Here is an 18,996-nt window from a genome sequence, read left to right as displayed (position 1 = left end):
ACTTTCGCCCCTTATTCGATGTGTGCTCGCGACGGAGTCTGAGGCTATGAGAATTGGAATCAATGGATTCGGCAGGATCGGCCGCGCCGTCCTGCGTCGCGCCCTCGCGACCGACCTGGAGATCGTCGCGATCAACGACATCACCGACTCCGGCACGCTGGCCCACCTGCTCAAGCACGACTCCACCTACGGCGCCTTCCCGCTGCCGGTCACGGCCACCGCCTCGGCCATCACCGTCGACGGCCGCGAGATCGCCGTCACCGCCGAGCGCGACCCGGCGAACATCGACTGGCGCGGCTACGGCGTCGGCCTCGTCATCGAGGCGACCGGCCGCTTCCGCACCCGCGACGACGCCGCCCGGCACCTCAAGGCCGGCGCGCGCAAGGTGCTGGTCTCCGCGCCCGGCAAGAGCATCGAAGCGACCATCGTCCCCGGGGTGAACGACAGCGCCTACGACCCCGCCCGGCACGAGATCGTCTCCCTGGCCTCCTGCACGACCAACTGCGTCGCCCCCATGATCAAGGTGCTGCACGAGAGCTTCGGCCTGGTCAAGGGCTTCATGACCACCATCCACGCCTACACAGGCGACCAGAACCTGCTGGACGGCCCGCACAAGGACGCCCGCCGGGCCCGCTCCGCAGCCGTCAACATCGTGCCCACCACCACGGGCGCGGCCCGCATGGTCGGCCAGGTGCTGCCCGAACTGGCCGGACGCCTGGACGGCGTGGCGATCCGGGTGCCGGTCGAGGACGGCTCCATCACCGACCTGACCGCGGTCCTGTCCCGCGAGGCGACCAGGGACGAGGTCAACGGGGCCTTCGCCACGGCGGCCGATGGGAGCCTGCGCGGCATCCTGCGCTACAGCACCGCCCCGCTGGTCTCGCGCGACATCATCGGCGACGCCGCCTCCTGCGTCTTCGACTCCGCCCTCACCCAGGCCGACGGCGGCCTGGTGAAGGTCTTCGGCTGGTACGACAACGAGTGGGGATATGCCAACCGGCTCGTCGAGATGGCCGGGCGGATGTGACGACATGAGCGGCTGGCTGGTCCTGACCAGGCCCTTCGAAGCCCGCTGCCTCGCCAGGGCATGGCCCTCGTCGTCGAACGCGTGTGAACGCCGGACATTCGCCGTCAGCTCCTGGGCGGTAGGTGTTGGAAGGCCTCACTCGGCGGCCTGACCGGCAGTTCTGTCCATGAAGGCTAGGTACGGCAGGTCAGCCGGTTGATGCCGTTGATGAAGTATGAGACCAGGTAGTCGGGCTCGCCGGTCGAACGCAGGCCGGGCAGTCGGGTGAACAGCTCGCGGAGCATGACGCGGATCTCCTGTCTGGCCAGGTGCGCGCCGAGGCAGAAGTGTGGTCCGGGCCCGCCGAAGCTGAGGTGCTCGTGCGCCGCTCTGGTGATGTCGAACGTGTCGGGCGAGGGGAAGACGCTCTCGTCGTGGTTGCCCGACAGGTAGATGAGCCAGGCCTTCTCCCCTTTGCGCATGAGGTGGCCGTTCAGCTCGTGGTCCTCGGTGAGGGTACGGCGCATCTGAAGGGCGGGTGGCTCCATCCTGAGGATCTCCTCGACGGCGCCGAACTGGTGGGCCTCGAAGTCCGAAATCAGGAGCTCGCGCTGCTCGGGGTGATCGGTGAGCAGCTTGAGGCCGTGGGAGAGGGAATGGCGTGTGGTCTCGTTGCCGGCGATGACGAGCAGGATGAAGAACGAGCCGAGCTCCCTCTTCGTCAGCCGCTCGCCGTCGACGTTCGCGGTGACGAGCGCCGAGGTGAGGTCGTCGAGCGGCTCGCGTATGCGCGCCTCGGCGACGTGCATCGCCATGCGGTGCAGCGCGACGAGCGAGCGGTAGATGCGGCCGATCATCCTGGCCGACGCCATGGTGCTCACGCCGACGTCGCCGCCGAAGTACTCGGGGTCGAGCCCGGCCAGCACGACCGAGGTGTGCGCGAGGACCTCGCCCCTCCTGGCGGCCGGGATGCCCATCATCGAGCAGATGATCTCGATCGGCAGCGGTTGCGCGACGGTCGCGACGAAGTCGGCCGTGCCCTTCGCGGCGAGGTCGTCGGCGATGCGCCGGGCGGTGGCCTCGATGTCGGCCTCGATGTCGGCCTCGATACGGGCGAGCATGCGCGGGCTGAACGCCCTGGAGACGATGCGGCGGAGTTTGGCGTGCCTGGGGTCGTCCAGGTTGATCATCGAGCCGAGGTAGGGGCCGAGGGGCTTGGGCGGTTCCGGCAGCACGATGGCGTTGGGCTCGCTGCTGAACACCTTGGGCGGGCGGCTGGCGTGCGCGATGTCGGCATGCCGTACCAGGGCGTGGAAGCCGGTGCCGCTGCGAATCAGGGGACCTTGGGGCTGGCGTAGAAGCGGGGATGTTCGGGGGCGCGCAGGGCGGTGAGGCCTTCGCGCTGGGTGTGACGGGGGAGCTTCCAGAAGCCGATGTCGGACAGATCGGGCTCGAAGCGGGCGACGAGGGCCATGGGCGTGACTCTCTGTGTGTGCGGGTTCCGAAGAAGATCGGCATCACGGCGGCGGGGTAGAGCAGGACGGTCGCGGCGGAGGCGAGTACCAGCCAGGCGGCTGTGTGGCAGCCGAGCCGTACCCGCAGGATGCGCCCGGGACCACACGCTGGAACAGCTCCCACAGCTCGTCAGGAACCAGTCACTGAAGAAATGCATCCACGGCTGATCTAACCCGACCCCCAAATGAGTCACGGTCTTAGCGGGGTTTGAGGATGCGGCGGGCGACGGTGGTGATGTGGAGTTCGTCGGGTCCGTCGAGGAGGCGGGCCATGCGGCCGGTGCGGAAGAGGGCGGGCAGGGGGGTGTCGGGGCCGAGGCCCGCGGCGCCGTGGATCTGGATGGCGGCGTCGCTGACCTGTTGCAGCATGCGGGCGGTGGCGACCTTGGCGAGTGCGGCGTCCTGGCGGGGGTCGAGGCCGGCGTCGAGCTGGGCGGCGACGTCGTGCACGAGTGGCCGTACGGTGCGGATGGCGAGCAGGGAGTCGAAGATCAGCAGTTGGATGAGCTGGTGGTCGGCGAGGCGGCCGGTGGTCAGGTGGCGGTGGGTGGCGCGTTCGCGCATGAGGTGGAAGGCGTGTCTGGCCTGGCCGAGCCAGCGCAGGCAGCGCAGCAGGCGGCCCAGCCGTACTCGTCTGCCTGCCGCGTGCAGGCCGTGGCCTTCGGTGCCGAGCAGGTGGCCGGGTGCTTGGTGGAGGGTGAGTTCCCATTGGCCTCCGGCGCCGAGCACGGGGAGTTCGCGCTGGAGGCGGAAGCCGGGTGCGGTGGTGGGGACGAGGAAGAGGGAGGGGCCTGCCGGGGTGCGGGCCAGGACGAGGGCGAGGTCGGCGTGTGCGGCTGCGGTGACGAACCATTTGCGGCCGTCGATGCGCCAGGTGCCGTCCGGGCGCGGGGTGGCGGTGGTGGTGACGAGGCGGGGGTCGGAGCCTGGGGTGCCGGGCTCGGTCATGGCGTTGCAGAGGGTGAGGTGTCCGGTGGCGATGCGGTGCTGCTGGGCGGGGTGGCCGGTGAGGGTGTGGATGTCGAGCAGGGCGGTGGCGCCGAGTACGGCGGCGGCGTGTTCTGCGGCGCCTTCGGCCTGGGCTTCGGCTTCGGCGAGGTGGGCGTAGTCGGCCAGGGGTAGTGCGGCGCCGCCGAGTTCGGCGGGCAGGGCTTGGCCCCACAGGTGTTCGGCGCGTGCGTGGTCGCGCAGGCGCCGGGTGAGGTCGCGTGCGGCCTGGCCTGGGGTGTTCAGGGTGTGCGCGTGTGGCAGGACGTGGGCGGTGACGAAGGCGCTCGTCCGTTCGCGCAGGGGGCGCAGGTGGGGTGGGCAGTGGGGGGCGCCCCATAGGTCGTCGTCCATCGTGGTGTGTGGCGTATGCCGACCGGCCCCGGGTGCGTCCGACGGGTCGTTGTCGTCCATTGGTGTTTTCCTGTCTCGGTGGGTTTTGGGGACATGTCGGGAACTTGGGGGGCGATTCGGCCGACTGGCTGCTGTGGAACAGGTCGTCCGCAGACGCCTCCGGGTTCCCGCCCGGGAGAGGAGAGTCCATGACCCACCCAGCCGAGGTCGGGACGCTACGCCCGTTGGAGGGTGTTGACCTGCGTGCGGCGGGCCCGCCCGCGCTGATCGAGCTCGCGGCGGCGCATCTGGCGCTGCTGGGCTGCCACGGGGAGAGCGCCCCGGCCCGTGGCGGCGAAGGTCATCTCGTGCTCGGTGGGGCCGTGCACGCCGAGATCGCGTGGGCGCGTGCGGCCCCGCCGGAGGAGGTGTGCGACGAGGCGACCGCGCAGGCGGCCACCGGTGTCATGCACGTGCACGGGCGTGGCGCCGGCGGGCCGCGCGGCCTGGCCGTCGGGTACCTGGCGGCCGCGTGCGCGCTGCTGAGTGTGCAGGGGCTGCTGGCGGCGACGCTCGGCCGTGCCCGCGGCGGCGGCGGGTACGCGCGGGTGAGCACGGGGGTGGACCTGGCGGGCCTGCTGGCCGTCGCGCAGTACCTGGCCGCGGCCGGCGCCGAGGAGGGCGAGGCGGTGCCGCTCGAGGCTGGCGGCCCGCCGTTCACCACGGGTGACGGGGTGTGTTTCGAGGTCGAGACGCTGCAGGCGCAGGTGTGGGCGGCGTTCTGGCAGGAGCTCGGGGTGGCGGCGCGGGTGGCGGGTCAGGCGTGGCGTTCCTTCCAGTTCCGGTACGCCACGGCGTGCGCGCCGCTGCCCGCCGCCCTGCACGCTGGGGCGCGCTCCCACACCTGGGAGCGGGTACGGCGGGCGGCGGCGCGTTCGGGCGCCTCGGTGTGCGCGCTGACCCCTTTGCGTGAGCGCCTGGCCGAGGGCGTGGCGGCGGCGCCGTGGGAGCTGACGCCCGGCCGGGCGTTCGAGGCGTCGGCGGAGGGGGGAAGCGCGCAGCCTGAGGAGGGTGGGCCGCTGGCGGGGATGGTCGTGCTGGAGGCCGGGCGGCGGATCCAGGCGCCGCTGGCCGCGCATCTGCTGGGCCTGCTGGGCGCGCGTGTCGTGCGGATCGAACCGCCGGGCGGTGACCCGTTGCGCGGGATGCCGCCCGCCTGCGGTGGTGTGTCGGCCAGGTGGCTGGCGCTGAACCGGGGCAAGGGCGCGGTGCGGATCGACATCAAGTCGGCCCAGGGCCGTGACGAGGTGCGTGACCTGGTGCGCGAGGCGGATGTGTTCGTGCACAACTGGGCGCCGGGCACGGCCGAACGTCTCGGGCTCGACGCCGTCGGCCTGGCCGCGGCCAATCCGGGCCTGGTCTACGCCTACACCAGCGGGTGGGCGGGTCGTCTGGAGGGGGCGCCGCTGGGCACCGACTTCATGGTCCAGGCGCGTACCGGTGTCGGCGAGGCCGTACGGGCTGCGGACGAGGGGGTGGCGCCGTCGCTGATGACGTTGCTGGACGTGCTGGGCGGGCTGCTGGGGGCCGAGGCGGTGCTGGCCGGGCTGCTGGTACGGGAGCGGGAGCGCAGGGGGGTGCGGGTGGAGTCGTCGTTGCTGGGCGCGGCCGAGATGCTGACGGCTCCGGCGTTGGGCAGGGTGGCGGCCGGGCTGGATCCGCGTGCTCCGGCGGGGTTCAGGCGGCCGTTGCGCACGGCGGACGGGTGGATCGCCCCCGCTGACGAGTGCGCGCCCGCGTGTGCGGGGGCCGTACCCGATGGGGTGGGCACCGGGCGGGCGCTGGCGGTGCTGCGCGGGCGTGGGCTGCGGGCGACCGCGGTGACGACGGCGCTGGAGGATCTGCCCGCCGATCCTCGTTTCGCCTCGGTGTTGTCGCGTGATGCGCACGGCGCGGTCGTCGTGCCTGCCCCTTGGAGGTTCGCGTGAGTGGTTCGCCGGATGAGCGCGGTCGTCGTGCCGGTTCCGTGGAGGTTCGTGTGAGCGGTTCGCTGATCGATCTGGTGCCCGGCAGGCTGCGGCGGGCGTGGGCGGCCGATGGCACCTGTCCCGATCTCGACCTGTACTCGTTGTTCCGGGCGCATCGCATGGCCTCGCCCGGGGCGGTGGCGGTCGTGGACGAGGTGGGCGCGCTCGCCTATGCCGAGCTGGACCTGCTGGTGCGTGCCGCCGCAGCCGGGTTGCGGGCGCTGGGGGTGTGCGCGGGGGACGTGGTGGGGGTGCAGGTGCCCAACGGCAGGGATGCGGTGGTGGCCGATCTGGCGCTGGCGGCGCTGGGCGCGGTGGTGTTGCCGTTCCCGGCGGGGCGGGGCACGCGGGAGGCGGTGTCGTTGCTGTCCAGATCGGGGGCCAGGGCGGTGGTGGTGGCGGCCGAGCACCGGGGGGCTTTTCCGGCGGCCGATCTGCTGGGGGTGGCGCATCTGCTGCCGGCGTTGCGTGCGGTGGTGGCGGTCGGGGGGCCGGTGGCGGGGGCGGTGGGCTGGGATCGGGTGCTGGCGGCCGATCCGTGTGCGTTCACGCCTGGGCGTCCCGATCCTGACGGTGCGGCGCGCATTCTGGTGTCGTCGGGCTCTGAGGCCGAGCCGAAGATGGTGGCCTACTCCCACAACGCGCTGGCCGGGGGCAGGGGTAACTTCCTGGCGTCGCTGATGCCGTCGGGTGCGGCGCCGCGCTGTCTGTTCCTGGTGCCGCTGGCCTCGGCGTTCGGCAGCAACGGCACCAGCGTCGCGCTGGCCAGGCACGGCGGCAGCCTGGTCCTGCTGGCGCACTTCTCGCCGGAGGCGGCGCTGGTGGCGATCGCCGAGCACCGGCCCACGCATGTGCTGGCCGTACCGACGATGATCCGGATGATGTTGCAGGTGGCCGGGGGCGGGCCGATGCCGGAGATGACGGCGCTGGTGCTCGGTGGCGCGGATCTGGACGCGGCGACGGCGGCGGAGGCGCGGCAGGTGTTCGGCTGCCCGGTGGTGAACCTGTACGGCTCGGCCGACGGGGTGAACTGTCACGGTGGTCTGGCCGAGCAGGTGGCGGTGCGGGAGGGGCCGGGTGTGGTGGTGGGGGCGCCCGATCCGCGGGTGGCGGAGATCGTGATCAGGGCGGTGCCGGGCCAGGAGTACGGGGAGATCGTGGCGCGCGGCCCGATGACGCCGATGTGTTATGTGGGGGCGCCGGAGCTGAACCAGCGTTACCGCACGGCCGAGGGCTGGGTGCGTACCGGTGATCTGGGCACGATCGACGAGGCGGGGCGGTTGCGGCTGCTGGGCAGGCTGAAGCAGGTGGTCGTGCGCGGTGGTTCCAACATCAGCCTGGCCGAGGTCGAGGGGGTGATCGCCGCCCATCCGGGTGTGCGCGAGGTGGTGTGCGTGGGGGTGCCTGACGCCGTGATGGGTGAGCGGCTGGCCGCGTGCGTGGTGTGGCGTGCGGGGCTGCGGGAGGACCTGCCCGGGCTGGCGGTGTGGCTGGCGGGGCAGGGGCTGGACCGGTGCAAGCACCCGGAGTACCTGGTGGCGGTCGAGCGGGTGCCGCTCACGCCTGCGGGCAAGGCCGATCGTGCGGCGTTGCGGGAGCTGGTGGTGCGGGCGCGGTGAGGCGGCGGCGGGCCGTGCGGCGGCCGAGCGGTGGCGGTCGGCGACGGCGCGGCGGGCGATGGCCGGCAGCCAGGTGAGAGGGGCGGGTATGGCGGGCAGGCAGGTGACGGCGGTGCTCACCGCGGTGATGGCCGTGTCGATGGCGCAGTTGTTCCTGGTGGGGGCGCTGGGGCCGTTGCTGGTGGCGCAGGGCGGGCTGGCCCGGGCGGCGCTCGGCTGGACGAGCACGGCCGGCTTCGGTGTGGCGGCGCTGCTGTCGGCGGCGGCCGGGCGCTGGGTCGACGCGGCGGGCGGCAGGCGGTGCGTGGTGGCGCTGCTGGTGGTGGCGGCGCTGGCGCTGGGGCTGGCCGGGCTGTCGTGGGGTACGGCGGTGCTGCTGGGGGCGCTGGCGCTGGGCGGGGTGGCGCAGGCTTTGGCCAATCCCGCAACGAACAAGATCATCGCAACGGTGGTGGAACCCGCGCGTCGTGGTGTCGTCACCGGGTGGAAGCAGTCCGGTGTGCAGCTGGGGGCGTTCGCCGCCGGGGTGCCGCTGGCCGTGCTGGCGTCGGTGGCCGGGTGGCGTGCCGTCATGGGGGTCGCCGCCGTGCTCGCCGCCGGGGTCGCGGTGTGGGCGGTGCGGGTGCTTCCCGCCGATCCCGTTCCCGTGGCGGTCGCGCGGCGCCGGGGGGAGGCGTACGGGGCGGTGGTGCGGCGGCTGGCGGTGTACTCGGTGCTGCTCGGGGGCGGGGTCGCGTCGGTGAACACCTATCTGGCGTTGTTCGGCGTCGAGCGGGCCGGGCTGGGTGCTGTGGTGGCCGCGTGGCTGGTGGCCGTGCTGGGGCTGGCCGGTATCGCCGGGCGTGTCGGCTGGTCGCGGCGGGCCGGGCGTTCGGGCAGGCCCGCCGCTCATCTCGCCGTGCTGGCCGCCGGGGCGTGCGGGGCGGCGCTCGTGCTGGGCCTGGCGTCGGTGGCGCCGGTCGTGGTCTGGGCCGGGGCGGCGGGCGTCGGGGCGTTCGGCGTCGCCGCCAACGCCGTCACCATGGTGGCGGTGATCGCCGGGGCGGCTCCCGGGGCGGCCGGGCGTGACTCCGCGCTGGTCTCGTGCGGGTTCTTCGCCGGTTTCGCCGCCGGGCCCGCGCTGTTCGGGGCGCTGGTGGAGATCGGCGGGTACGGGGGCGGGTGGGCGCTGGTCGCCGTGGAGTTCGCGCTCGCCGCCGAGGTGGTGCGGCCGTTGCGGGGGCCGGGATGAGCGTGTGGGCCGATCGGGCGCTGGGGGAGGTGCTGCGGCAGGCCGGGCGTACGGAGGAGCGGGTGGCGCCGCGCTGGCCGCTGTTCGCCGATCCCCGCACCAGCGAGTGGACGAGCACGGCGCGCGGCTCATGGACGGGCGGTTTCTGGGCCGCCCTGCTGGGGTTGCGGGCCGTGTGGGGCGGGGCGCCCGCCGATCGGCATGCCGCCGCCGCCCGTACGGCCGCGCTGAGCGTGTGGCTCACGGCGGACACGGCCACCCGGGGGATGATCTTCTGGTACGGCACGGCATTCACCCACGACCAGGCGACCGGAACCACACCCGCCCGAGGACAAACGAACAGATCGGCACCCGCCCGTCCACGCCCGGCCCAACCGCCCCCCTTGCGAGAACGCGCGGCCGAGCACCTGATCGACGCCTACGACCCGGCGCTCGGCGTGATCCCCTGGGGTGCGGCCTTCGGCGGCCCTCGTGAGGTGGCGCGTGTGGACAGCCTGCCCGGCCTGCTCCCCCTGCTCGCCGGTGCGCCCGGAGGGCGTGGCCTGCCGGTCGCGCGTGCCCACCTGGCCCGCCACCTGGACCTGATGACAGGCGGCACACGCCCACCCCCAGGCCCCCTGACACCCGCCTGGCGGCACGAGCCCGGCGGCCGATGGGTGCCGCACCCCGACCCGCCCCCCGGGTGGAGCCGTACGACGCCATGGCTGCTGCTGGCCCTGGCCGACGCCGCGCACGCCGACCCCGGCACCCGCGAACGCCACCGCCACCGCCTGCGCTCCCTCACCAGCACCACCGCACCCCCGGGCGACACCTCGGCCGCCGCCATCGAGGCGCTCGCCCTGCTCAAGGCGGCCGAGCTCGCCGAAGGCCGCGACCGTGCCCGGTTGCGTGCCGTCGCCGAAGGGGCGCTGCGGGAGCTGACCGGCGCGCACCTGCGTGGCGGGCGGCTGCTCGGCGGCTGCTACGACCTTCACCGCGGCGTCGCCACCGCACACGAACTGGTGTGGGGCGACTTCTTCCTGGCGCTCGGCCTGGCCGTGCTCACCGACGCCGTGGCCCCGTTCACCTGCTGAACGGCGTTCACCCGCCGAGCCGCGATCACCTGCTGAACGGCGTTCACCTGCTCAGCACCGCAGTGAAGGCGCGGGCGAGTTCGGCCGCCGGGTCGGCGGGCAGGTGGGCGCCGCGCCAGGCGACGTGGTCGTCGGGCCGTACCAGGACGGCGCCGTCGGGGCCGATGCCGAGCGCGCGGGCGACGTGCTCGCCGACGGTGTGCCGGTGCAGGGGCACCCCGCACGGCCCGGCCTCGTGCCAGCGCTGCCCGGTGGGCCCGCTGAGCAGGGTGAAGCCGGTGGTGACGAGGTCGAGTGTGGAGTGCCGGCCTGGTCCGGTCCACAGGTGCGGCAGGCGGTGGCCGGGCCTGGCCGATGGGGTGTAGTGCGCGACGGGGTCGGCCTCGCCGGGCGCGGGGGTGCCGTCGGCGGCGACGGCGGCGCCGGGCAGGTCGTAGCGGTAGCCGAGCACGAGCCCGTCGCTGGGCCTGGCGGTCGGGCGCGGCCCGGCAGGGCCTGCGGTGACCAGGGTGGACTCCAGTACGGCCAGCAGGCTGCGGCGGGATTCGGCGACGGTGTCGGCGCCGACCGGGCGGCGTTCGCGCTCGTAGGTGTCGAGCAGGGCGGGCCCGGCCCAGCCTTGCAGGACGGCGGCGAGTTTCCAGGCCAGGTTGTCGGCGTCCTGGATGGCGCAGTTCATCCCGAACCCGCCGTAGGGGGTCATGGTGTGGGCGGCGTCCCCGGCCAGGAACACCCGCCCGGCCCGGTAGCGGTCGGCCAGCAGCGCCGAGGCGCTCCACTCCTGGGAGGCGACCACCTCGACGTCCAGGTCGTCCAGCCCGGCCGCCTGCCGTACGACGGAGGCGAGGTCGCCCGTGACCGGCGTGGACGGGTCGAGGACCAGGTTGAACAGCCAGCGCCTGGCGTTGTCGACGGTGAGGAACGCGCCGTTGAGGCCGCCGCCGGCGATGGTGTAGACGAGGCTGAGGCGATCGCGGACGTGTTCGCGCAGGTCGGCCTCGAACAGGATGTTGAGGTTGCGGCTGAGTTCGGCCTGCCCGGACACGCCGATGCCGAGTGCGGGCCGTAGCGTGCCGCGCGCGCCGTCGGCGGCGATGACGTAGCGGGCGCGCACGTCGAAGGCGGGGCCGTCGCGTTCGGTCAGGGTGGCGGTGACGCCGTCCGGGTCCTGGCGCAGGGCGGTGGCCTCGCACCCGAACAGCAGGGTGGCGGGGCCGAGCGATTCGGCGTGTTCGCGCAGCAGCGGCTCCAGCACGTCCTGGGAGCAGAACGCGGTGAACGTCGGCGACAGTGCGGCGCGGGCCGGGCCGGGCGCGCTGGAGGTGCGGCTGTGGTGTGCGGAGGTGAGGGTGGCGCCGAAGTAGAAGTGCTGGCCTTCGTGGCGTGGCACCCCGGCGGCCAGCACCGCCTCCTCCAGGCCGTAGCGGCGCATCACCTCCATGGTCCTGATGCTCAGCGCCCTGCCTTTGGGGAAGGGGGAGGCGGCGGGGTGGCGTTCGACCAGCAGGGAGGGCACGCCGAAGCGGGACAGTGCGATCGAGGCGCACAGCCCGGCGGGGCCGCCGCCGACGATGAGGACGGGCACCTGTCTCATCGCAGGGCCGCCCGCAGCGCGTCGGCGTTGGCCCGGTACATGGCCAGCAGGTCGTGGTCGGCGCCGGGGAAGTTGTCGATGACGACCCGGGTGGCGGTGACGTTGCCCAGTGCCTGGCCTTCGGGCATGGCGGAGTTGTCCAGCACCAAGGTCGGTTTGAGTGCGGCCAGGTCGGCGAGCTGGGAGGCGGTGGGCGGCTGCGGCCCGTACACGCCCGCGGGTTCGGCCCCGGCCAGGTCGGCGGCCCAGGCGACGAACGCCTGCGCGACGATGACGGGCCGGGAGGATGCGCCGACGAGGCCGGCCTTGAGTGTGGCGTACTCGGCGTCCAGGACCGACGCCCACGCCGAGGCGGCCTCGGTGGTGCCGAACTGGGCGGCCAGGCGGCTGACCTCGGACTTGACCATCGCGGGGGAGTTGTCGAGCGCGACCTCGATCACCTTGGCCTTCGACCCGGCCGCCTCCTTCAGCTTGCCGGCGAACCCCTCGAACGCGGCGTACAGCACGATGTCGGCGTCGGCGACCTTGGCCAGGTCGGAGGGTTTGGGGTCGTAGTCGGGGGCGTGCCGCACGCCGGGCGGGACGATGACGGTGATGTCGGTGGCGCCCGCCGCCTTGGCGAAGGCGGCCTCCCAGGTGGAGGCGGCCACCACCTTCAGGCCGCCGGGGCCGGGCGTGTCGGGCGTCTGGGGCGGCTGGGGTGCGGTGCCGCAGCCGGTCAGGGCCAGCAGCAGCGTCAAGGCCGCGAAGGCCGGGAGGGTCTTGTTCATCGCGGGGCGCCTTTCAGGTGGAGGAGGAGGGTGCAGATCCCGCCGACCATGACGAGCGTCGGCCCCGGCGGGAGATCGAGCAGCAGGGCGAGTACGAACCCACCCAGGTTGAACACCAGCCCGAAGGCGACCGCCCAGCCGGCCATCGACGGCAGCGAGCGGCCGACGCGGCGGGCGGCCAGGGCGGGAAGGAGGGTGAGGGCGTCGACGAGCAGGGCGCCGGTGAGCCTGATGGCCGAGGCGATCGCCACCGCGATCACCACCAGCAGCACCAGGGTCAGCCGCTGCACCGCCACCCCCGAGCACAACGCCAGCTCCCTGTCGTGCAGCAGCAGCGCCAGCTCGCGCCGCCGTACCAGGTACAGGGCGGGTACGGCGGCGGCCAGCACGCCCAGCGCGGCCACGTCCTGGGGGCGGGTGGCCAGGATGGAGCCCCACAGCAGTTCGAAGGCGCCGTTGGCGTTGACGCCCGAGATCGACAGCACCAGCAGGGCGGCGGCGACGGCCAGCGTCATGAGCAGCCCCATCGCGCCCGACAGGCCGGTGCTGGTGCGGGCCAGCGGGGTGAGCGCGCCGCCGGTCGCCGCGCACAGCACCAGCGCGCACAGCAGCGGGTCCAGGCCGCTCAGCAGTCCGATCGCGATGCCGAGCAACGCCACGTGCATCATCGCGAAACGCACCGGCATGATGTCCAGGCCGACGATGAACACCCCGACGATCGGCAGCCCGACCGAGCCGAGCAGCAGGGCCAGGAACGCCAGTTGCACCGAGGGCAGGGCCAGGATCTGGCTCACCGCACCTCCCGCAGCCGTCCGGCCGCCATCTCCGCCACCCGGTCGCAGGCGGCGGCCACCGCCCGGTCGTGGGTGACGACCATGACCGCGACGGGCAGTGCGGCCAGGATGTCGGCGACCTGCTGCTGGGCGGCGAAGTCGAGGGCGGCGCTGGGTTCGTCGGCCAGCAGCAGCCCGGCTCCGGCCGCGACCTGGCCGAGGGCTCTGGCCAGGTAGGCGCGTTGCAGTTGCCCGCCGGACAGGGTGGACAGCGGGCGGCGCAGCAGGTGCCCGATGCCGAGCTCGGCTGCCGCCCGGGTGGCGCGGCCGGGGTGGCCGCCGCTGTCGAGCAGCTGGCCGAGCAGCAGGGGGAAGCGCCCGGCGGCCTGGCGTTGCGGGATCCACGCCACCTGGGCGCGGCGGCGCCGCCATTCGGCGTGGGTGCGGGCCTGCTCGCCGTACACCTCGATGCGTCCGCTGACGGTGGTGTGCAGGCCGAGTACGGCGCGCAGGAGGGTGCTCTTGCCGGAGCCGTTGGTGCCGGTGACGGCCAGGTGCTCGCCGGGCGCGAGGTCCAGGTCGACTTCGTGTACGGCGGGCACGCGCCCGTGTGCGCAGCTGAGCGCGCTCAGGTGCAGGGCGGGGGTCACCGCCCCGGCCTGGCCCGGCGCAGCAGCAGCCCGCCGCCCAGCAGGGCGATGGCGACGGCGGGCACCCACAGCCATCGCGGCCAGCCGGAGGCGGGAGGCGGCGCCGCCGCCACGGGGGTGGGTGTGGGCGTGGGGGTGGGGGCCGGGGTGGTGGGGGTGGGTGTGGGCGGCTGGGGGGCGGCCTTGACGGTGAAGGGGATCTCGCCCTCGATCGGGTGCCCGTCGGAGGAGACGACCCGCCAGGCGATCACGTGCCGCCCCGCCGCCAGCTTCCCGGGCACGGCGGCGGTGACCACCCGGTCCTTCACCTGCGGCCTGCCGATCGGCAGCGGGCGGTCGGCGGCGTCGCGCAGCACCACGTGCGGCAGCCGTACGCGGAAGGAGAACCGCAGCTCGATCTCCTGCGGTGCGGCGACCTTGGCCTGGTGGCCGGGCGAGCTGGCGGTCAGGCGTTCGTGGGCGAGCGCGGCGGGTGAGCAGAACACGACGAGCAGGGCGCACAGGGACGCGGCCGTGACGGTACGAGGCGTGATCGCCATCGGGGGGCTCCGTAGCTACAGGGCGGACACGTGCCCCCGCCACACACGCCGCGGGGGCACGGCTGATGAGCACAAGGCGCGAAAAGCCGCCGCCCCTGAAAGCCCTGGACGAAGAGAAGGAGGGTCCCGGAAAAGGCGTCAGCCCGCGCGAAGGAGCGCGGGCGGCCCGCGTCTGCGCACGGCCGCGGCGAACTCCCGTGAACGCCATGAGCGGCCGTCCCACCGTGTGGCGACCGGCCGCCACGCGGGGGCGGCCGTGACCGGTGCGAGCAGCATCAGGGCCAGCAGGCGCAGCGGGGCCGTGCCCCACAGGCGCAGCATCGTCCACACCGCGTTCTCGCCGTAGTGCAGCCACCAGCCGCTGGCCCAGGCGAGCATGAGGTGGACCAGCGTCATCCCGGCATTCATGTGGCCGTGGCCGCCCTCGTCGATGTGCGCGGGCGCGACCTGCATGAACAGCTGGTGCAGGGCCAGCTGAGTGAGCGCCGTTGCGGCCAGCACGCTCTCCCTGCAGCGTTCGCGCCCGCCCAGCAGCAACGCCAGCGCGAACGGCACGGCCAGGCCGAGCGCTAGCGACGGCGCGGGCACGGCGGCGCCTCCGGCGAACAGGTGACCCCCGGCCGAGACCAGCACGCAGACGGCCGCGAACGCGGCGGCGCGAACCAGGCGCAGGAGCGGGGGCACACCCGCATCCTGTCAGCCCAAGATCCTCCTGTGAACCCGCTGCGCGATCCCCGTTGCGGGCTCAGGCGCGGCGGCGGGCCCGTACGACGACGTCGTGCAGCCGTTCGGGGTCGTGTCCGTGGCCGGGCAGGGTGCGGACGTGCTCCTCGGCGGTGACGATCTCCCAGTCGCCCTCCCAGCTGTCGGCCCGCAGCCGCGCGGTGACGGTGGCGGCGGTGGCCGACGCCTCCACCGGAGGCTCATGCCCATGACCGTGCCCGTGGCCTGTGGTGTCGGGGGTGTGCAGGTGGCCGACGATGAGCAGGGTGCCGCCGGGCGCGACCCAGGAGGCGATGCGGTCGTAGAAGTCCAGCTGGTTCATCGCCGGGTGGGCGTAGTGCGTCATCACCAGGTCGAAGGGCGCGGCGGGGGTCCAGGTGCTCAGGTCGGCCCGCACCCAGCGCAGCCGTTCGCCTGCGGGTCTGCGGGCGGCGGCCTGGGCCAGGGCGTGGGCGGAGATGTCGGCCGCGGTGACGTCCCAGCCGTGCTCGGCCAGCCAGAGCGCCTCGGCGCCGTGCCCGCACCCGGCGTCCAGCGCCGTGCCCGGCTTCAGGTCGGCTGCCTCGCGGGCCAGGTAGGGGTTGGGCGGGGCCTGGCCCGCGGCGCCCTGCTGCCAGTGCTGCTCCCAGTAGCCTCTGTCGAATGCGTGTGTCATGACCTGTGTGTCCCCCCTGACCGGCGCGGATGTGTGTGCCCATAGTGCGAGCACCCGCGGCCGATACGCAAACCATGTTGCCGAATGGCAAAATCGGGGGTGTGGACGAAGACGTTGACCGTACTCTCGACGCCGTCGGGCCGAGGCTGAAACGCCTTCGGCTGCAGCGCGACGTCACCCTCACCGTGCTGGCCCGGCAGACCGGCATCTCCGTCAGCACGCTGTCGCGCCTGGAGGCGGGCCTGCGCAGGCCGACGCTGGAGCAGCTGCTGCCGCTGGCCCGCGCCCACGGCGTCACGCTGGACGAGCTCGTCGACGCCCCGCCGACCGGTGATCCGCGTGTGCATCTGCGGCCGGTGCCGTGCGCCGACGGGTCGGTCATCCTGCCGCTGACCCGGCGTCCGGGCGGGATCCAGGCCTACAAGTTCGTGCTGCCGCCCGGCCGCGACGACGCCGTGCCCGATCTGCGTACCCACGAGGGCCACGACTGGGTCTACGTGCTCGACGGCACGCTGCGCCTGGTCCTGGGCGAGCACGACCTGCTGCTGCGCCCGGGCGAGGCCGCCGAGTTCGACACGCGCACCCCGCACTGGTTCGGGGCGACGGCGTCGGGCCCGGTGGAGTACCTGAGCCTGGTCGGCCGCCAGGGCGAGCGCGCCCACGTCCGGGCGGTGCCCAAGGCGAGGTGAGAGACCCGCGCGGGCGGCCGGGCAGCTGGTCGAGCACGGCGCGGCGCGGCCCGCCGAGCCCCTACCCCTACCAGCGCAGCAGCGCCGCCACGCCGTCGTAGTCGGCCAGTGGGGCCGCGGCCTCGGGGCCGAGGATGGTCAGGGTGGCGCTGCTGTCGAGGACGGCCTCGATCATGCGCTCGCCCAGGTCCTGCTCGGGTACGGTGTCCAGGCCCTGCGGGGTCTGCTCGTACAGGAAGCCGTCCTGGCCGCGGGCGCCGCTCCAGCGGCCCGCCTCCTGCAGCAGCAGGTGCTCGACGCGGCCCTCGTTGAGCAGGGCGAGGGTCTGGTTCAGGCCGAGTGCGCCCTTGCCGCCGGACTTGGCGGTGTCCAGGACGCGGGTGACCAGGGCCTGGTCGCGTTCGGTGCGGGCGGCGGCCAGTTCGCCGGCGACGTGTTTGGCGACCTCGCTCGCCGGGAGCGTGTCGATGATGGTGTCGACGCGGATGACCGGCATCGGGTGCAGTGCGGCGGCCAGGACGTCGGTCAGCTGCGGGTCGCCGATGAGCAGGACCTGGGCCCAGTCGTGCTCGGCGGCCAGGGAGGCGACCTGCGCGCCGGCGGCGTGCACCAGGCGGCGCAGGTTGTCGTCGAAACGCGCGTCGAACTTGTCGGTGTGCACGGAGGTGCTCTGCGAGCCGCCGCCGGGGCCGGGCCCGCGCATGGGCCGCCAGTCGTCGGTGTCGACGTCGAAGGCGACCCCGTCCAGCTCCTGCGACATGCCGTACCTGTGGTCGACGAAGCGCAGCCCGTCGCGCGAGGCCAGCACCAGGCCCGCGGGCGCGCTGGTGGCCATGGCGTTGACCAGGGGGCGCACGTAGGCGGTCGGTTCCAGGACCGCGCAGTCCTCGACGGGCACCTGCAGCGAGACCTTGCGCACGTCGTCCTCGCTGACCCGGGCGAACAGCGCACGGCCGATGCCGGACTCGGCGGCGGCCGTCAGTTCGGCGATGTCGGGTTCGAGGGAGTCGAGCCTGGACAGCACGGCCTGGCGGCGCTCCTTGTCCGGCCAGGAGGAGACCTGCGCGCGCAACGCCGACAGCTCGTTGCGCAGCCGCACGCCCCAGGCCGGGCGGGTGGCGGATTGCTCGGCCGGGTCGGCGCTGGTGTAGAGCGACAGCACCCCCACTTCGTCCTTCATGCTGACAAGGTCGCGGAGGAAGGTCTGGTCGAACGGCACGGCGTCTCTCCCTTGGTCGTCGTCTTTTCGACCCTAGAGAGAGAAAAGCGGCGAAACGCACGTATTTGATCGGCACTGAAGGGGGCTTTGCCCAACCGGGAGGATGGGCTCCCCGGTGCCGGTCGCTCAGGTCCGGCCGTTGAGCAGGGCGGCCTGGGCGCGGCCGACGCCTGCGGCGCGGCGCAGGTAGTCGGCGATGACGGCCAGCTGGGTGTCGTCGTAGCCGTCGAGGACCTCGGCGAACGCCGCTCCCGGCCGGTCCCAGGCCGCGCCGATGCGCTCGCCGGCCGCAGGGGCCAGGGCGACCAGGGCCTTGCGGCGGTCGCCGGGGTCGGGCAGGCGGGTGACCAGGCCCGCCTTCTCCAGGCGGTCGACCAGGCGGGTGGCCGAGCCGGGGGTCAGGCCGGTCAGGCGGGCGATGTCGCCGGTGCTCACGGGGGCGGGCTCGGCGTCCAGCAGGGCCAGGCACTGCAGGTCGGTGGAGTGGATGCCCAGATGGTCGGCCATGGCCTGGTTGAACAGCACGTACGCGGCGTAGTGCCGCTGGCTCTCGTCCATGATCCGCTTCAGCGTCTCGGCGCGATTTGACACGACGTGGTCCTCTGCCTCACTTTTAATTGCGTCACACAATCATCGCGTGGCGCAGCATTTGTGTCACGCTTCCTATCGTAGCCGTCGCCGGTCGTGCGCGGCCCCGGTACACCCCGAAAGGCACCTCCTCCCATGACCATCCTCGTCACCGGCGCCCGAGGCGCCGTCGCCACCGAGCTCGTCACCCTGTTGCGCCGCCGCGGCCTGCCCGTGCGCCCCGCCTCCAGCCGCCCGGCCGGTCCGGCGATCACCGCCTGCGACCTGTCCGACCCCGCCACCTTCCCCGCCGCGCTGGCGGGCGTCACCTCGGTGTTCCTGTACGCCGAGCCGTCGCACGCCGACGCCTTCGCCAAGGAGGCCGCCGCCGCCGGGGTCGGGCACGTCGTGCTGCTGTCGTCCTCGTCGGTCCTTGCGCCCGACCCCGAGGCCAACCCGCTGGCCGCCTCCCACCTGGAGGCCGAGCGCGCCCTGACCGGCGCCCCCTTCCGGGTGACGCTGCTGCGCCCCGGCGCGTTCGCGGGCAACGCCCTGGCCTGGGCCCGGCCCATCAAGGCCGGACAGCCGATCGGCATGCCCTACCCGGGCGCCTTCGGCGACCCCCTGCACGAGGCCGACCTCGCCGAGGCCGCCGCCGCCGTGCTGAGCGACCCGAGCCTGGCCGCACCCGCCTACACGCTCACCGGTCCCGAGACGATGACCAACGCCGCCCAGGCCGCCGTCATCGAACGCGTCACCGGCATGGACGTCGTCGTCAGGCAGGTCTCCAGGCAGCAGTGGAAGAGCGAGCAGGCCGAGCACGTCCCCGGCCCGATCGCCGACGCGCTCCTGGACTGGCAGCAGGCCTGCGACGGCGTCCCCTCCGCCATCACCCCCGACCTGTCCCTGCTCATCGGCAGGCCGGGCCGTACGTTCGCCCAATGGGTCGGCGACCACGCGGCGGACTTCCAGCCCTGAGCGGGCACCGGGCGGGTCCCGGGGGGTCAAGGCATGGCAATGCGCGAGA

General features: G+C 73.7%; 19 protein-coding genes. 7 read left to right on the top strand and 12 right to left on the bottom strand.

Going from position 1 to position 18,996, the window contains the following annotated elements; translation table 11 throughout:
- Positions 1-46: 46 nt before the first annotated feature.
- Positions 47-1,027: a type I glyceraldehyde-3-phosphate dehydrogenase gene (gap, locus tag ACTWNK_RS23580; RefSeq protein ID WP_474306643.1), complete on the top strand. Its 981-nt coding sequence runs from the start codon at positions 47-49 to the stop codon at positions 1,025-1,027.
- 173 nt (positions 1,028-1,200) lie between these two features.
- Here gap and ACTWNK_RS23575 read toward each other — a convergent pair whose 3' ends face one another.
- The 3 genes from ACTWNK_RS23575 to ACTWNK_RS23565 all read right to left on the bottom strand — a co-directional run bounded on the left by ACTWNK_RS23575 (position 1,201) and on the right by ACTWNK_RS23565 (position 3,921).
- Positions 1,201-2,268, bottom strand: coding sequence for a cytochrome P450 (locus ACTWNK_RS23575; protein ID WP_474306642.1), 1,068 nt, complete (start codon positions 2,266-2,268; stop codon positions 1,201-1,203).
- A 71-nt stretch (positions 2,269-2,339) separates the two neighbouring features.
- A complete protein-coding gene (locus ACTWNK_RS23570; protein ID WP_474306641.1) occupies positions 2,340-2,480 on the bottom strand; it encodes a hypothetical protein in 141 nt (46 codons plus the stop codon).
- Positions 2,481-2,718: 238 nt separating this feature from the next.
- On the bottom strand, positions 2,719-3,921 hold the full coding sequence (locus ACTWNK_RS23565) for an acyl-CoA dehydrogenase family protein (protein WP_474306640.1): 1,203 nt from the start codon (positions 3,919-3,921) through the stop codon (positions 2,719-2,721).
- Positions 3,922-4,049: 128 nt separating this feature from the next.
- Between ACTWNK_RS23565 and ACTWNK_RS23560 the strand changes: the two genes are divergently transcribed.
- The 4 genes from ACTWNK_RS23560 to ACTWNK_RS23545 all read left to right on the top strand — a co-directional run bounded on the left by ACTWNK_RS23560 (position 4,050) and on the right by ACTWNK_RS23545 (position 9,790).
- Complete coding sequence (locus ACTWNK_RS23560; RefSeq protein ID WP_474306639.1) at positions 4,050-5,828, top strand: CoA transferase; 1,779 nt, start codon at positions 4,050-4,052, stop codon at positions 5,826-5,828.
- 50 nt (positions 5,829-5,878) lie between these two features.
- The gene (locus ACTWNK_RS23555; RefSeq protein WP_474306638.1) at positions 5,879-7,486 is read left to right on the top strand and encodes a class I adenylate-forming enzyme family protein; all 1,608 of its coding nucleotides are present in this window, start codon (positions 5,879-5,881) and stop codon (positions 7,484-7,486) included.
- A gap of 88 nt (positions 7,487-7,574) precedes the next feature.
- Positions 7,575-8,717: an MFS transporter gene (locus ACTWNK_RS23550; RefSeq protein ID WP_474306637.1), complete on the top strand. Its 1,143-nt coding sequence runs from the start codon at positions 7,575-7,577 to the stop codon at positions 8,715-8,717.
- The gene (locus ACTWNK_RS23545) at positions 8,714-9,790 is read left to right on the top strand and encodes a hypothetical protein (protein WP_474306636.1); all 1,077 of its coding nucleotides are present in this window, start codon (positions 8,714-8,716) and stop codon (positions 9,788-9,790) included. The genes ACTWNK_RS23550 and ACTWNK_RS23545 overlap by 4 nt, the downstream gene beginning before the upstream one ends.
- 43 nt (positions 9,791-9,833) lie before the next feature.
- Here the strand turns inward: ACTWNK_RS23545 and ACTWNK_RS23540 are convergent, their stop codons facing one another.
- The 7 genes from ACTWNK_RS23540 to ACTWNK_RS23510 form a co-directional block, all read right to left on the bottom strand.
- A complete protein-coding gene (locus ACTWNK_RS23540) occupies positions 9,834-11,375 on the bottom strand; it encodes an FAD-dependent monooxygenase (protein WP_474306635.1) in 1,542 nt (513 codons plus the stop codon).
- Between the two features lie 5 nt (positions 11,376-11,380).
- On the bottom strand, positions 11,381-12,154 hold the full coding sequence (locus ACTWNK_RS23535) for a metal ABC transporter solute-binding protein, Zn/Mn family (RefSeq protein ID WP_474306634.1): 774 nt from the start codon (positions 12,152-12,154) through the stop codon (positions 11,381-11,383).
- Positions 12,151-12,948, bottom strand: coding sequence for a metal ABC transporter permease (locus ACTWNK_RS23530; RefSeq protein ID WP_474306633.1), 798 nt, complete (start codon positions 12,946-12,948; stop codon positions 12,151-12,153). Before ACTWNK_RS23530 ends, ACTWNK_RS23535 begins: the two co-directional genes overlap by 4 nt.
- On the bottom strand, positions 12,945-13,577 hold the full coding sequence (locus ACTWNK_RS23525) for a metal ABC transporter ATP-binding protein (RefSeq protein ID WP_474306632.1): 633 nt from the start codon (positions 13,575-13,577) through the stop codon (positions 12,945-12,947). Before ACTWNK_RS23525 ends, ACTWNK_RS23530 begins: the two co-directional genes overlap by 4 nt.
- A complete protein-coding gene (locus ACTWNK_RS23520) occupies positions 13,574-14,116 on the bottom strand; it encodes a copper resistance CopC family protein (RefSeq protein ID WP_474306631.1) in 543 nt (180 codons plus the stop codon). Before ACTWNK_RS23520 ends, ACTWNK_RS23525 begins: the two co-directional genes overlap by 4 nt.
- A 138-nt stretch (positions 14,117-14,254) precedes the next feature.
- A complete protein-coding gene (locus ACTWNK_RS23515; RefSeq protein ID WP_474306630.1) occupies positions 14,255-14,800 on the bottom strand; it encodes an MFS transporter in 546 nt (181 codons plus the stop codon).
- Positions 14,801-14,861: 61 nt separating this feature from the next.
- Complete coding sequence (locus ACTWNK_RS23510; protein ID WP_474306629.1) at positions 14,862-15,494, bottom strand: class I SAM-dependent methyltransferase; 633 nt, start codon at positions 15,492-15,494, stop codon at positions 14,862-14,864.
- A 101-nt stretch (positions 15,495-15,595) separates the two neighbouring features.
- On the opposite strand from ACTWNK_RS23510, the gene ACTWNK_RS23505 reads away from it, so the two are divergent.
- Entirely contained in the window at positions 15,596-16,183 is a 588-nt protein-coding gene (locus ACTWNK_RS23505; RefSeq protein WP_474306628.1) for a helix-turn-helix domain-containing protein, read from the top strand.
- Positions 16,184-16,250: 67 nt separating this feature from the next.
- Here the strand turns inward: ACTWNK_RS23505 and ACTWNK_RS23500 are convergent, their stop codons facing one another.
- Entirely contained in the window at positions 16,251-17,363 is a 1,113-nt protein-coding gene (locus ACTWNK_RS23500) for a VLRF1 family aeRF1-type release factor (protein WP_474306627.1), read from the bottom strand.
- A 165-nt stretch (positions 17,364-17,528) separates the two neighbouring features.
- Positions 17,529-17,993 (bottom strand): MarR family winged helix-turn-helix transcriptional regulator, encoded by a 465-nt coding sequence (locus tag ACTWNK_RS23495; RefSeq protein ID WP_474306626.1) that lies wholly within the window; start codon positions 17,991-17,993, stop codon positions 17,529-17,531.
- Between the two features lie 132 nt (positions 17,994-18,125).
- Between ACTWNK_RS23495 and ACTWNK_RS23490 the strand changes: the two genes are divergently transcribed.
- Positions 18,126-18,947, top strand: a complete 822-nt coding sequence (locus ACTWNK_RS23490; protein ID WP_474306625.1) for an NAD(P)H-binding protein — start codon at positions 18,126-18,128, stop codon at positions 18,945-18,947.
- Positions 18,948-18,996: the final 49 nt, after the last annotated feature.

This window comes from Nonomuraea sp. IBHARD001 (assembly GCF_056106265.1).
This window is presented reverse-complemented; position numbering and strand designations above follow the sequence as displayed.